Here is a 13053-nt window from a genome sequence, read left to right on the forward strand (position 1 = left end):
TCATCGCTTATCTCACGGATGACCACGACCAGACTCCTTTTTGACAGCACGGCTTAGTTCGTTGCCTCGTTCACCTGGTTGGCGGCGCTTGTTACTGCCAGGAGCGAAGCCTTCACGATATTCGCATGCCGTCCGACGCCCCAGACCTTGCGCCCATCGCCGGTTTTCACTTCAACGTAGGCCACAGCGGTGGCGTCCGAGCTGCTGCCTGTCGAATGCTCGTAGTAGTTCAGCACGGAGATCTCTTGATCGATTTCCTGCTTGAGCGCGTCGGTATAGGCCGCGATCGGACCATTGCCGTGACCGGTGATTTCCCGTTCTTCGCCGTTAACCTTCAAGGTCGCGGTCAGCACCCGCTGTTCCGAGGCATGGGCATCGGGCACCGAGCGGTGGTCGACGAACTCGATCGGTCCTTTGTTGGAGAGGTAGGTGTCCTGAAAGCTTTCCCAGATGTGCTCCGGGCTGATTTCCTTGCCGGTGTTGTCGGCATCTTCCTGAATACGCTGCGTGAACTCGACCTGCAGGCCGCGCGGCAGCTCCAGGTGATATTCGCTCTGCAGAATATAGGCGACGCCGCCCTTGCCGGACTGACTGTTGATGCGGATGATCGCTTCGTAGTTCCGGCCCACGTCCTGCGGATCGATCGGCAGGTAGGGCACTTCCCAAACCCCGCTGTTGCTTTGCTTCATGGCCGCCATGCCCTTTTTGATGGCGTCCTGGTGCGACCCGGAGAAGGCTGTGTAGACCAGGTCACCCGCGTAGGGGTGGCGGGGGTGAACCGGCAGCTGATTGCAGTATTCCGCGGTTTCGCGCAGTTCGTCGATATTGCTGATATCCAGGTCAGGGTCGACACCCTGGGTAAACATGTTCAGGGCGATGTTGACGATGTCGACATTGCCCGTGCGCTCGCCGTTGCCGAACAGGGTCCCTTCGATGCGGTCGGCACCTGCAACAAATCCCAGTTCTGCCGCGGCAACACCGGTTCCACGGTCGTTGTGGGGATGCAGGCTGACAATGACGCTGTCGCGGTTCTTGATGTTGCGGCTGAACCACTCGATCTGATCAGCATAGATATTGGGTGTCGACATTTCGACCGTTGCCGGCAGGTTCAGGATCACTTTCTTTTCCGGTGTCGGCTCCCAGACGTCCATGACGGCTTCGCAGACCTCAACCGCGAAGTCCATCTCGGTTCCCGTGAAGCTCTCCGGGGAGTACTGATGGATGATTTCTGTCTCCGGCACGCTTGGGATCAGGGCCTTGACCAGCTTTGCGCCCTCGACGGCGATATCGATGATGCCCTGCCGGTCCAGGCCGAAGACGACACGGCGCTGAAGGGTCGAGGTCGAGTTGTAAAGATGGACGATGACCCGCTTGGCACCTTTGATGGATTCAAACGTGCGCTCAATCAGGTGGTCCCGGGCCTGCGTGAGAACCTGGATCGTCACATCATCGGGGATAAGGTTCTCTTCTATCAGCTCCCGCACGAAGTCGAAATCGGTCTGCGAGGCCGAGGGAAAGCCGACTTCGATTTCCTTGAAGCCCATGCGGACCAGCATTTCGAACATGCGGCGCTTGCGGGCCGGATCCATGGGCTCGATCAGAGCCTGATTTCCATCCCGCAGGTCCACGCTGCACCAGATCGGCGCTTTTTCGATAACTTTGCCCGGCCATTGGCGGTCCGGCAGATTCACGGGCTGAAAGGAACGGTACTTTTCGATCGGCATGCGGTTCATGGCTTTAGTCTCTCTTCGATGGCTGGCGGCGCTCGGGCTTAGAGCGAGCTGCAACTGCCGGCGTTACATTGTGTCTTCATCTTTGGAATTGCTGTGTATTTGCGGTTGGAATCTCCAGCCACCGGGTGCCGCATCAGGCCCGGCGACCGCAAATAAGTCGTAGCTCAATCATCTGTTCCAGGAAGGAATTCGCGCGCAAAACTGCGCAGACCGGGCCTGTCGGGACGGCACTTCTGGAAGACAAATAACGAAAACTGATGTGAGCAGACATAACAACCGGGCCTATGGACAACGAACGCAACCTGTTACCGACTTGGACGAAGATCGCAAATGATCTTTCCCGGACTCCTCTAGGAGGCCGGGGTAATAAGTCGTAGGATGCTGTCCAGTCCGAAGCTTGTCATAGCTGTAACATCGCCGCCTTTTTTCGCAACGTCAAGGCCTGTATGCGGCGGCTCCTCGGCAAGCGCTGCCGAGCTATAGGTTTTCGACCGAGCGGCTGAAGAAATCGACGACAACGAAGAGCATGTTGACGGTCGCTCCGTCGGCGGAGAGCGGCATGACGATATCTTCCGACACCGAAAAGTCTTTGTTTCGGCCCTCGTAGGGAACCTCGGTGGTCATAGGAATCTTCTCGTTCACCACCGTTTCGCAGCTCGACCAAATTTTGCTCGGCGGTTTCTGATGCGGGATTTCCGACATCCATTTGCCGGTATGATCGTTGTTGAGCTGAGACGCGATCTTGGTGCCGATAAGGCGGTAGCGGAAATCCAATGGGTCGTTTGCGACGTCGATCAGCACCACATTCGGCAGGATTCGCCTGATATCGAGCGGGTCGAGATCGGCACGCGAGGGCATCATGCGTTCGCCGCGGATCCGGATCCAGTAATCCAGTGCCTGACGATTGATTTTCGAACGCAATGCCAGGGCCGCTGCGGCGGTCGGCGTGCAGTTGGCTATTCTGGTTTCGGCAATCCCGGGCTTCGCAATCAGAAAACTCTCGGTCGCCTGCTCGCTCTTCTCGCGGTCAGGTTCGGTTTTACTTGGGCCGTCCGGAGTTGAAGTTTTGGCCATCCAAATGAGTCTAGATAGTTTCGATTGAGAGCGTAATTTTTGTGCAACCAGTGCTAGCTGCCTAAAATACTGGCTTTTTGGTTAACTTGATGCAAACCCAATTTTACTTCCAGATCGATTTTCCTGAGCCTGGAAGCCCATACTCCGCCCAGCGTTCATTGACTTTTTCCACAATGTCGCTCGACATTTCTATTTCCTGACCCCATTCGCGTTTGGTCTCCGGCGGCCACTTGTCGGTCGCATCCAGACCGATCTTTGAGCCAAGGCCACTCTCCGGCGACGCGAAGTCCAGGTAGTCGATCGGGGTGTTCTCGATCAGGGTGATATCGCGTGCCGGGTCCATGCGTGTGGACATGGCCCAGATGACGTCTTTCCAGTCGCGCGCATTGATATCGTGATCCACGACGATCACCCATTTGGTGTACATGAACTGGCGCAGATAAGACCAGACACCCAGCATGACCCTCTTGGCGTGCCCGGGGTAGGCTTTCTTCATGGAGACAACCGCGACACGGTAACTGCAGCCCTCGGGCGGGAGCCAGAAATCCACGATTTCCGGGAATTGCTGCTGAAGCAGGGGAATGAAGACTTCGTTGAGGGCTTCCCCCAGCACCGACGGTTCGTCCGGTGGGCGTCCGGTAAAGGTACTCAGGTAGATCGGATTGCGCCGCCGGGTGATGGCTGTGACCGTGAAGACCGGGAAGGATTCGACAGAATTGTAATAGCCGGTGTGATCGCCGTAGGGGCCTTCGTCTCCGTAGTCGTCCAGGCTGACATAGCCCTCAAGGACGATCTCTGCCTGAGCGGGCACCTTGAGCGGGACGGTCTTGCAGTCCACCAGCTCCGCCTTCTGTCCGCGCAACAGGCCGGCGAAATGGTATTCCGACAGCGTGTCCGGCACCGGGGTCACGGCGGCAACGATCGTCCCCGGGTCCGCGCCGATCACGACAGCGGCGGGCAGGGGCTCGGTCTTCTCGTTTTTCCAGCGCTGGTGATGCTGTGCGCCGCCGCGATGCTTGAGCCAGCGCATGAGGGTCTTGTCTTTTCCGAGGACCTGCATCCGGTAGATGCCCAGATTGAAATCGTCAGTCTTGCCCTTGCCCGGCCCTTTGGTGACCACTAGCGGCCAGGTAATGAGCGGCGCAGGTTCGCCCGGCCAGCAGGATTGAATCGGAATCCGGGAAAGATCGATATCTTCGCCCTGCAGCACGACCTCCTGGCAGGGGGCCGAGGAGACCGTCTTGGGTTTCATGGCCATGACGGTCTTGAGCAGGGGGAGGGAATTCCAGGCTTCCCGGAGGCTTCCCGGAGGCTCCGGCTGTCTCAGGAACGCAAGTGTTTTCCCGACCTCGCGCAGCTGTTCGGGTTCGCGACCGATACCCCAGGCTACCCGTTCGACCGTCCCGAAGAGATTTGCCAGAACGGGCATGTCATAGGCCGTGCCATCCGCGCGCTGTACATTTTCGAAGAGGACTGCCGGACCCTCTTCAGCCAGCAGGCGGGTCTGGATTTCGGTGATTTCCAGTTCTGCGGAAACGGGGGCCGTGACGCGTTTCAGGCGGCCGCTCTGCTCAAGACGGTCAATAAAATCGCGGAGCGAAGTGTAGGGCATCGGCGTCGTAATCCTTGCGGGCGCGCTCTGACTTGAAGAAGCCGGCGAATACGGGAAACATCTGTGGTCTATCGAGTGTCATAGATCGCAGATTCTTCCGGCCATTTCAAACCGGGGCTTCTGAGGCGGATCGAAGTCTAAGAGTATGGTCCTGAACGGGCGTGTGAGCTCTTAAAAATGCGATGCCGACAGCCAGAGACAAGGGTAAAGCCGCAGGTTTCGGATTCAGGGCTAGAGCAGATCCGGTTTAGATGGAATCGCCTTCGGCGATCCGTCGTACCGGTGAATCTGCTCTACCACTATGATGTAGAGCGGGTTCACAGGTTTTAGCGAAAACACAGAGTGTTTCCGTTAAAACATGACGCCCTCTAGGGGTCGGCCTCCACCCGAAGCACGGTGCTTTCGACGGCGGTCACCCGGACTCTGCTCCCGGCAGGCAGGTCCTCGCCGCGGATTTTCCATATGACGCCGTCGATCTTCATCTTCGCGTTGCCGTTCACGATGGCTTCCTCGATGGTGAAGCTACGGTCCACATATTCGTTGCCGCGGCGGTTGAGATTGGGATCGCTGAGCACCGCCGGGTGCCGGACGCGGTAGATACGCCAGCCTGCAACCGTTGCGACCGAAAAGATGGCGAAGATCAAAAACTGAATTTCCCATCCCATGCCCGGAAACAGCAGAAGAAGGAAACCCACCAGCCCGGCCGATGCGCCCATCCATACGAAGGCTGCGCTGGGAGCGAAGACCTCGATGGCAGCGAAGGCGACAGCGGCGATCCACCAATGCCAGAATTCGATCTGGTCGAAGCCGGTCATCCTGCGCTTCCTTCGCCATCCCACGGACCGCGGCGGCGTTCTTCCTTCTTGGCTTCGCGCTCTGCCAAAGAGTCCTTTGCGATTTCGGCTATACCACCGATGGCACCGATGACGCCGGCAGCATCGACCGGGAGGAAGAAGGTCTTCTGGTTGGAAGAGTTGGCGAACTGGCCGAGGGCGTCGACATATTTCTGCGCCACGAAGTAGTTGATGGCATTCACATCGCCCTCTGAAATCGCGGACGAGACCATGGTGGTGGCTTTGGCCTCGGCCTCGGCCTCGCGTTCTCGCGCTTCCGCATCCTTGAAGGCAGCTTCGCGCCGGCCTTCGGCTTCCAGGACCGCAGCCTGCTTTGCACCCTCTGCTTTCAGGATTTGCCCCTGCCGCTCACCTTCGGCTTCCAGAATCGTCGCGCGCTTTTCACGTTCGGCTTTCATCTGCCGGGCCATGGAGTCGACCAGATCCGCCGGTGGTGTGATGTCCTTGATCTCGATCCGGGTGACCTTGACGCCCCAGGGCTCAGTCGCATCGTCGACCACGCGCAAGAGCTCGGCATTGATCTTGTCGCGCTTGGAAAGCAGCTCATCCAGATCCATCGAGCCCATGACCGTTCTCACATTGGTCATGGTCAGGTTGAGGATTGCGCGCTCAAGATTTCGAACCTGATAGGCGGCGTTGGCGGCGTCAAGAACCTGGAAAAAGACCACACCGTCAACCTGCACGACGGCGTTGTCTTTGGTGATGACCTCCTGCGAGGGCACATCCATGACTGTTTCCATCATGTTCATTTCCGCACCGATCTTGTCGATGACCGGGACGATCAGATTGAGGCCTGGCGTGAGTGTCTTGGTGTAGCGCCCAAATCGCTCCACAGTGTACTGCATGCCCTGCGGCACGGATTTGACGCCCATGAAGATAAGAATCAGGGCAAAGACCAGGACAGCGATCACGAAGATCGAGAAGGTCGATATTTCGATTGGCATATAGAAGCTTTCTAAATACGGCCCTTAAAAAAACGGGCTCTGGAAGTTCAGGTGGTTCGAGACGTATTTAATCATCCACAGTCTAATACGATACTAACGTCAACGCCGGGAGTGCGAAAGTATTAGCCTGCAATAACGCTTTGCATTCCGGGCCAGTCTTCACAGGCAACCGCCCAAAAGACGCCGTAATTCTGCCCTGATACTGCCATCTCACGGCGTAAATTAGATTTCAGACCGCCGCAATACTGGGACCGGTATTTTCTTGTGGGCGCACAAACAGCCGATCAGGCTCGGCAGTTGCCTCGAAGGTGGTCTGCCGGCCAAAAAACGCGGTTCTGATGCGGGAAGGCTACGGCGAAAAGCAATAATTGAGGTATGTTTTTTTTTCAAGGCAGAAAGATTCATGAAGAGTTTATTTGTTACTATTACAACTTTATGAATTGGAATATGATTCCATACGGTTACGGTGAGAGACGACGTTCCGCGTCGAATGAATCGGACCGGATTTAAAATGCGAAGCAACGTCTGAGAAGTAGACATGGCGCAGTTTTACGTAGTTGGTGGCGAATACGTCGATACCCACTTCCAGGATGCGGTGGGTGGCGACGAACAGTGGATCGGGCCGTTTGGAGACTATGAAGCGGCGCGGGAAGAGTGGGCAAAGCGAGCGTGGCTAACGGTCGATGACTGTGCGACACGTTATCGTATTGAACGCATCGACCCTGACGCTCCACCGCCTTGCACTGACTGAGCAGCCGGTTCTGAGTGCCCTGGCCTTTACCGAGCGGTGAGTCTGCACGACTGCAGCTTGCCAAAGGTTATCCTTACCAGGCGCCCCCAGTGTCCTACCGGTTTCGCCGGGGCGCGGCTGATCTCTCGCCGCCATCGACCTGGCCTGCTGAGTGCTTCAAGGATCGCACGCCGGTCATCGCCCACGGATCCAACCGTGCGCCCGAGCAACTGGCGCGCAAGTATCCAGGAGATCGGGAGACCGCCCTGAAGCCCCAGCGCGCAGGGGCGGATCCACAGGCCGACGAAATCCCCGTTACGCTGACCCAACTCCACGATTACGAAGTTGTCTATTCGGCCCACATGACCCGCTATGGTGCGGTTGCGGCAAATCTGCAGCATGCGCCGGGCGCCGTCGTGGAGGTTTTTATCACCTGGCTGAATGCCGCCCAGCTCCAGCGCATGCACGATACTGAGCTTGGCGCCGAGATCTATCGTTTTGGCTGTCTCGAGGATGTGACACTGGGACAGCCCGCGGGTCCCATCCCGCCTCTGGAGCGCGTTTTCGTTTACTTGAGCAGTGCCGGCTGTCTTCGGGTCGCGGACCAGCCGGCGGGGATTGCCGCCGTGCCTGCGGTTCAGCGGCGTTTTCCGGCTTTAAGCCAGTTGGAGGCTCTTGAGACGGTGCGACACAGGCTCTATCCGGACCGCGGTCTCGACGAGTTCATTCTGGCGGTGATCGCAGAAGCTGAGCTTCGGCGGAGGGTTATCGAGGCATTGCGTGCCGACGCAGTCACTTTGGCGGCACCGCATTTCCGGTCTGTGGATCCGGGCTAGCTCTGGAATTTTCACACAAGATCCGGGCCGGCTCTGGCCTGCCGGACCGTCGCGGTCCAGGCGTTAACCAGAAATGATCAGGCCTAGTATCCCGAATCTGAAATTCACGTCATTGAATTTCAGATTCAACGGGACACTACCTCATTGAATCTAGTGTGATTCAGTCTCTAAAATTCGTCGCATATTATGCGACGAACTTCAGAAACATCACACTAGGGCGCAGGCCGGCTGGTCATGACCAGGGTTTTCCGGGCAGGCCACTTCGCAAGGTCCGGGTATTTTCGCAGAAAGTGATTGCATTTCGCCGCAGTGGTCTCTATATCCGCCGCTCCTGGCATTGCCCGGGTCATCTACTGGTTGGGGAGGACGGACTTTGTCCAATGTACACGCCCTCTTCCAATTGGGGATGGACTTGGATGAGGGTTCAAGCACCACCCAAACGGAAGACGTAACTTTCGAGTGTCAGGCCAAGCCTGAAACGCAGATGCACAACAGCGATGAAGACCGCAAGGACTTCTTCATCGAACGCGATGGCGAGCGCTTCGCGGGCACGCATCTGATCATCGATCTGATGCAGGCCGAGCAGCTCGACGATCTCGCCTACGTCGAAGAAACTTTGCGCGACTGTGTCACGGCCGCCGGTGCGACCCTGTTGCATATCCACCTGCACCACTTCACGCCCAATGGCGGTGTGTCGGGTGTCGCGGTACTCGCGGAATCGCATATCAGCATTCATACCTGGCCGGAATGCGGTTACGCCGCGCTTGACGTCTTCATGTGTGGTGATGCACGGCCGCACGAGGCGGTCGAAGTCCTTCGCAAGGCCTTTAGCCCTGAACGGGTGAAGGTTGAGGAGCATCGCCGGGGGCGCGAGGTATGAGTGGTTGGGTCGAGGAGACCCTGCACGAGGATCTGCACGTCAAGCTGAAGATCGACCGGGTCCTTTTCGACAGCCAGACCGAACATCAGCATCTGGTGATTTTCGAGAACGAGACCTTCGGACGGGCGATGGCGCTGGATGGCGTCATGCAGACGACCGAGAAGGACGAGTTCATCTATCACGAGATGCTCACGCACCTGCCGATCTACGCTCACGGCTCGGTCCGGAAGGTCCTGATTATCGGCGGCGGCGATGGCGGCATGCTCGAGGAAGCCCTCAAGCATCCTTCGATCGAGAAGGTCACCATGGTCGAGATCGACCGTAGCGTCGTCGATCTCTGCACGACATACCTGCCCTCGATTTCAAACGGCGCCTTCGACGACCCGAGGGCGGATCTCGTGATCGCCGACGGGCGTGACTTCGTTGCGAACTGTGAAGACCGTTATGATCTGGTGATTATCGATTCCACCGATCCTATCGGGCCGGGCGCGGTGCTTTTCACCGAGAGCTTCTACCGCGATTGCCGATGCTGTCTTACCGAGGGCGGTATTCTCGTGACTCAAAATGGAGTGCCCTTTGTCCAGGCTGAGGAGTTGACGTCGTCGGTATCCTTTTTCCGGGCCCTGTTCAAGGATGCCACCTGCTATCTGGCGACCATTCCGACCTACGTGGGTGGTCCCATGGCCTTTGGCTGGGCGACGGATAACGCGGAACTGCGGATGACGGCACTTGCAGAGCTGCGGGCACGCTTCGATGCCGAACCGGTGGAGAGCCGTTACTACACGCCGGAGGTTCATCAAGGCGCCTTCGCGCTGCCGCCCTACGTTTCCGAGTTAATCCGCTAAAGCAGATCCGGTTTAGATGGAATCGCCCTCGGCGATCCGTCGTACCGGTGAATCTGCTCTATCTATATGATGTAGAGCGGGTTCACATGTTTTAGCGGAAACACTGAGTGTTTCCGCTAAAACATGACGCGCTCTAGATACCGTTCGAGAGCAGCAGGCCGGCGAGCAAGAGCCAGCCGACGAAGCGGTTGGATTTGAATTTCGTCAGGCAGTCCTGCGGATTGTCGGTATCGAGGGTCGTAATCTGCCAGCAGAAATGGATGGCCACAGCGGCCAATCCGAGCCAGAAGGGCCAGGGCAGGCCAAGGCTCGCCCCTGTCGCGGCGAGCAAGAGGCTGGTCAGGGCGTAGAAGAACCAGAGCCAGGTCTTGGTGGCGCTGCCGAATTTGAGTGCGGTCGACTTCACACCGATGAGCGCGTCGTCTTCCTTGTCCTGATGGGCGTAGATCGTGTCGTAGCCCAAGGTCCAGGCAATACCGGCGGCATAGAGGATCACAGCGGGCCAATCCAGGATGCCCTGAATGGTGGCCCAACCGACCAGAGCCCCCCAGTTAAAGGTCAGGCCAAGCCAGGCCTGGGGCCAGTAGGTGATTCGCTTCATGAAGGGGTAGGTGAAGACCAGCAGCAGCGAGGCTGCTCCCACCACCACGGCATACCAGTTCAGCTGCAACAGGATGATCAGGCCGACAAGCAGCTGCAGACCCAGGAATGCGACGGCCTGCTTGGTCGTAACCTGTCCGCTGGGGATGGGCCGGTCCGCCGTGCGGGCGACCTTGATGTCGAAGTCCCGGTCCACGATGTCATTGAAGGTACAGCCCGCGCCGCGCATGACAAGGGCGCCCACGGCAAACAGCAGGAAGAGCCAAGCGAAGCTGGGATCAAGGCTGTGGGCGGGAGATGCAGCGGTCGCGAGAGAGAGGCTCCACCAGCAGGGGAACAGCAGAAGCCAGGTGCCGATCGGCCTATCCAGCCGGGCGAGCTTCATGTAAGGCCAGGCTGCTTTAGGCATCAGGCGCAAGGCCCAGTGACTCTGAACGATGTCGCTTCTGAGGGTCGTATCATTCACCGTTGCGTTTCCCCGGCTGCTCATGGCCTATTCTTTACTCTCGTTACAGGCGGACGAAAAGCCCTCAGGAGGTCCGTTAGGACAATGGCCGCGAAGATTGAGACTAGACTGCACGTCGATGCGCACATCGAAGCGGGGACGACCCTGGGGCTCGACCATGCCGGTGCGCACTTCCTGCGCTCCGTATTGCGCCTGAAACCGGGTGCGATGCTGGCCGTCTTCAACGCACAAGACGGCGAGTGGCTGGCACGGATTGACGGTATCGGCAAGGGCTGGTGCTCGCTTGAAGTGACGGAACTGCGCCGCCTGCCGGAACCCGAGCCCGACCTCTGGCTGGTGTTTGCTCCCATCAAGCGGGCGCGCCTCGATTTCGTCGCCGAGAAGGCGGTTGAGTTGGGCTGCTCGCTCTTGCAGCCGGTCTTTACAGGCTACACGGACGTTTCGCGTGTGAATAGCGAGCGCCTTGCGGCAAATGCGCGCGAAGCCGCGGAACAGTGCGAGCGCCTCAGCCTGCCGCTGGTCCGTGATGTGATTTCCTTCGAAAAACTTCTGGCGGACTGGCCGACGGAACGCCGCCTCCTCCTCTGTGCCGAATCGGGGGGCGTGAAGCCCATCGGCGAGGTTCTTCAGGATATTCGCGCCGGTGACCCGCAAGCGGGCAGGGAGCCATGGGCTATAATGACCGGCCCCGAAGGAGGCTTTACTAAAGGTGAACTTGACGCCTTAACGAAACTGCCCTTTGTTACGCCTGTCGGCCTTGGACCTCGGATCCTCCGCGCCGACACGGCTGCCGTTTCGGCGCTTGCCTGCTGGCAGGCCGTACTCGGCGACTGGGAAAAACGGCCGCCTGATCGATCGGATGCTTGATCGGTGGTCCTCGCGTAACAATGTGCTGCAAGGCCGCGGGCGTCCGCGACCTGATTGACCAGCTGGGGAAGTGAATGTCCGCGCAACCTGAATCCGTCGCCACCGGCGCCGATAACCCTCCGATCTCCGGCAAGGACCAGCTTGTCGAGTACCTTGCGGCCGGCTGTAAGCCCCGCAGCGCGTGGCGAATCGGCACTGAGCACGAGAAGTTCGCGTTTCGCGTCGATGACCTGAAACCACTCCCCTACGAGGGCGAAGTCGGGATCCGCGCGCTGCTTGAGGGCCTGAGCGACAAGTTCGGCTGGAAGAAGATTTTCGAGGGCGAGAACCCGGTCGCCCTGGTCAAGGACGGCTGCAGCATTACGCTGGAGCCAGGCGGGCAGTTCGAGCTCTCCGGCGCGCCGCTTGAGAACATTCACCAGACCTGTGATGAGGTCCACACACATCTGGCCCAGGTCAAAGAAGTGGCCGAGCCCCTCGGTGTGCATATGCTGGGGGTGGGGTTTCAGCCCAAGTGGGGCCGCGAGGACATCACCTGGATGCCCAAGGGCCGCTACAAGATCATGGGCGCCTACATGCCCACGAAAGGCAATCTCGGCCTCGATATGATGCTCCGGACCTGCACCGTTCAGGTTAATCTCGATTTCGAATCCGAAGCCGACATGGTCAAAAAGTTCCGGACCAGTCTCGCGCTGCAGCCGGTTGCAACTGCGCTTTTCGCCAACTCACCCTTCACCGATGGCCGGCCCAACGGATTCCGAAGCTATCGCAGTCATATCTGGACCGATACGGACCCTGACCGTTGCGGAGTCCCGAGCTTTGTTTTCGACGAGGGCATGAGCTTTGAGCGTTATGTCGATTACGTGCTCGATGTGCCGATGTATTTCATCTACCGCGATGGAACCTACGTCGACGTCAGCGGGCTGTCTTTCCGCGACTTCATGGCGGGTAATCTGCCCGGGCGGCCGGGTGAATTGCCGACCATGGGTGACTGGGCGGATCACCTCACGACCCTCTTTCCCGAGGTGCGCTTGAAGAAGTTCATCGAGATGCGCGGCGCCGATGGCGGGCCCTGGCGCTCGCTCTGCGGCTTGCCGGCCCTCTGGGTCGGTCTGCTCTATGATCAGGAAACCCTCGATGCGGCCTGGGATATGGTCAAGGACTGGACCATGGAAGAGCACGACTATCTGCGCGCCGAGGTGCCGAGGCAGGCTTTGGCGACGCCCTTCCGGGGCGCGACGGTGCGTGAGCTGGCAGGCGAAATGGTTTCCCTGGCTGAACGGGGTTTGCGGAACCGCAAGCGCACGGACAGCAGCATGCTTGATGAAACCTCTTTCCTGAAACCGCTGAAGCAAACGGTTGAGAGTGGAAAAACCCCGGCTGACGAACAGCTGGCGCTGTTTAACGGCGAATGGGGCGGAAAGATCGATCCTCTGTTCGAAACCTACGCGTATTAAGTCTCTTGTTTGGCTAAATCTCTGATCTGGAGCAGGTTTTCGCGCGTCCGAAGAGCGGTGTGCGACCGGACCGGACAAAAAGAAAGAGAGCCGCAGTTGGGGGCTACGGCTCTCTTACAAGCGAGGGTGTATAGGAGACTATACAACCTATCTTT

The 13053-nt window shown here is 58.5% G+C and carries 12 protein-coding genes; 6 read left to right on the forward strand and 6 right to left on the reverse strand.

Annotation, left to right across the window (positions count from 1 at the left end; all coding sequences use genetic code 11):
• Positions 1-53: 53 nt before the first annotated feature.
• The 5 genes from leuA to FKG95_RS02345 form a co-directional block, all read right to left on the reverse strand.
• Positions 54-1733 carry a 2-isopropylmalate synthase gene (gene leuA / locus FKG95_RS02325; protein WP_142894686.1) on the reverse strand — a complete coding sequence of 560 codons (1680 nt, stop codon included), beginning with the start codon at positions 1731-1733 and terminating at the stop codon, positions 54-56.
• A gap of 477 nt (positions 1734-2210) precedes the next feature.
• Entirely contained in the window at positions 2211-2807 is a 597-nt protein-coding gene (locus FKG95_RS02330) for a PAS domain-containing protein (protein WP_142894687.1), read from the reverse strand.
• 103 nt (positions 2808-2910) lie between these two features.
• Positions 2911-4419 carry a UbiD family decarboxylase gene (locus tag FKG95_RS02335; RefSeq protein ID WP_142894688.1) on the reverse strand — a complete coding sequence of 503 codons (1509 nt, stop codon included), beginning with the start codon at positions 4417-4419 and terminating at the stop codon, positions 2911-2913.
• A gap of 368 nt (positions 4420-4787) precedes the next feature.
• A complete protein-coding gene (locus tag FKG95_RS02340; protein ID WP_142894689.1) occupies positions 4788-5234 on the reverse strand; it encodes an NfeD family protein in 447 nt (148 codons plus the stop codon).
• On the reverse strand, positions 5231-6217 hold the full coding sequence (locus FKG95_RS02345; protein WP_142894690.1) for an SPFH domain-containing protein: 987 nt from the start codon (positions 6215-6217) through the stop codon (positions 5231-5233). Before FKG95_RS02345 ends, FKG95_RS02340 begins: the two co-directional genes overlap by 4 nt.
• A gap of 538 nt (positions 6218-6755) precedes the next feature.
• Here FKG95_RS02345 and FKG95_RS02350 point away from each other — a divergent pair.
• The 4 genes from FKG95_RS02350 (at position 6756) to speE (ending at position 9508) form a co-directional block, all read left to right on the forward strand.
• A complete protein-coding gene (locus FKG95_RS02350) occupies positions 6756-6968 on the forward strand; it encodes a DUF4170 domain-containing protein (protein ID WP_142894691.1) in 213 nt (70 codons plus the stop codon).
• 89 nt (positions 6969-7057) lie between these two features.
• Positions 7058-7783 carry a hypothetical protein gene (locus FKG95_RS02355; protein WP_142894692.1) on the forward strand — a complete coding sequence of 242 codons (726 nt, stop codon included), beginning with the start codon at positions 7058-7060 and terminating at the stop codon, positions 7781-7783.
• A 373-nt stretch (positions 7784-8156) separates the two neighbouring features.
• Positions 8157-8663, forward strand: coding sequence for an adenosylmethionine decarboxylase (speD, locus tag FKG95_RS02360; RefSeq protein ID WP_246116659.1), 507 nt, complete (start codon positions 8157-8159; stop codon positions 8661-8663).
• A complete protein-coding gene (gene speE / locus FKG95_RS02365; RefSeq protein ID WP_142894693.1) occupies positions 8660-9508 on the forward strand; it encodes a polyamine aminopropyltransferase in 849 nt (282 codons plus the stop codon). The genes speD and speE overlap by 4 nt, the downstream gene beginning before the upstream one ends.
• Positions 9509-9641: 133 nt before the next feature.
• Here speE and ubiA read toward each other — a convergent pair whose 3' ends face one another.
• Positions 9642-10598 carry a 4-hydroxybenzoate octaprenyltransferase gene (gene ubiA, locus FKG95_RS02370; protein WP_142894694.1) on the reverse strand — a complete coding sequence of 319 codons (957 nt, stop codon included), beginning with the start codon at positions 10596-10598 and terminating at the stop codon, positions 9642-9644.
• 60 nt (positions 10599-10658) lie between these two features.
• Here ubiA and FKG95_RS02375 point away from each other — a divergent pair, with 60 nt between their 5' ends.
• Positions 10659-11441, forward strand: coding sequence for a 16S rRNA (uracil(1498)-N(3))-methyltransferase (locus FKG95_RS02375; RefSeq protein WP_142894695.1), 783 nt, complete (start codon positions 10659-10661; stop codon positions 11439-11441).
• Between the two features lie 74 nt (positions 11442-11515).
• Complete coding sequence (locus FKG95_RS02380) at positions 11516-12898, forward strand: glutamate--cysteine ligase (RefSeq protein WP_142894696.1); 1383 nt, start codon at positions 11516-11518, stop codon at positions 12896-12898.
• The last annotated feature ends 155 nt before the right edge of the window (positions 12899-13053 follow it).

Origin of the sequence: Denitrobaculum tricleocarpae, from assembly GCF_007004665.1 — a bacterium.
Lineage (GTDB): Bacteria > Pseudomonadota > Alphaproteobacteria > Kiloniellales > Kiloniellaceae > Denitrobaculum > Denitrobaculum tricleocarpae.

Coding starts and splice junctions, on each gene's coding strand:
- FKG95_RS02380 (WP_142894696.1), top strand. CDS start 11,516: ATGTCCGCGCAACCTGAATCCGTCGCCACCGGCGCCGATAACCCTCCG.
- FKG95_RS02350 (WP_142894691.1), top strand. CDS start 6,756: ATGGCGCAGTTTTACGTAGTTGGTGGCGAATACGTCGATACCCACTTC.
- FKG95_RS02340 (WP_142894689.1), bottom strand. CDS start 5,234: ATGACCGGCTTCGACCAGATCGAATTCTGGCATTGGTGGATCGCCGCT.
- FKG95_RS02345 (WP_142894690.1), bottom strand. CDS start 6,217: ATGCCAATCGAAATATCGACCTTCTCGATCTTCGTGATCGCTGTCCTG.
- leuA (WP_142894686.1), bottom strand. CDS start 1,733: ATGAACCGCATGCCGATCGAAAAGTACCGTTCCTTTCAGCCCGTGAAT.
- speE (WP_142894693.1), top strand. CDS start 8,660: ATGAGTGGTTGGGTCGAGGAGACCCTGCACGAGGATCTGCACGTCAAG.
- ubiA (WP_142894694.1), bottom strand. CDS start 10,598: ATGAGCAGCCGGGGAAACGCAACGGTGAATGATACGACCCTCAGAAGC.
- FKG95_RS02335 (WP_142894688.1), bottom strand. CDS start 4,419: ATGCCCTACACTTCGCTCCGCGATTTTATTGACCGTCTTGAGCAGAGC.
- FKG95_RS02330 (WP_142894687.1), bottom strand. CDS start 2,807: ATGGCCAAAACTTCAACTCCGGACGGCCCAAGTAAAACCGAACCTGAC.
- FKG95_RS02375 (WP_142894695.1), top strand. CDS start 10,659: ATGGCCGCGAAGATTGAGACTAGACTGCACGTCGATGCGCACATCGAA.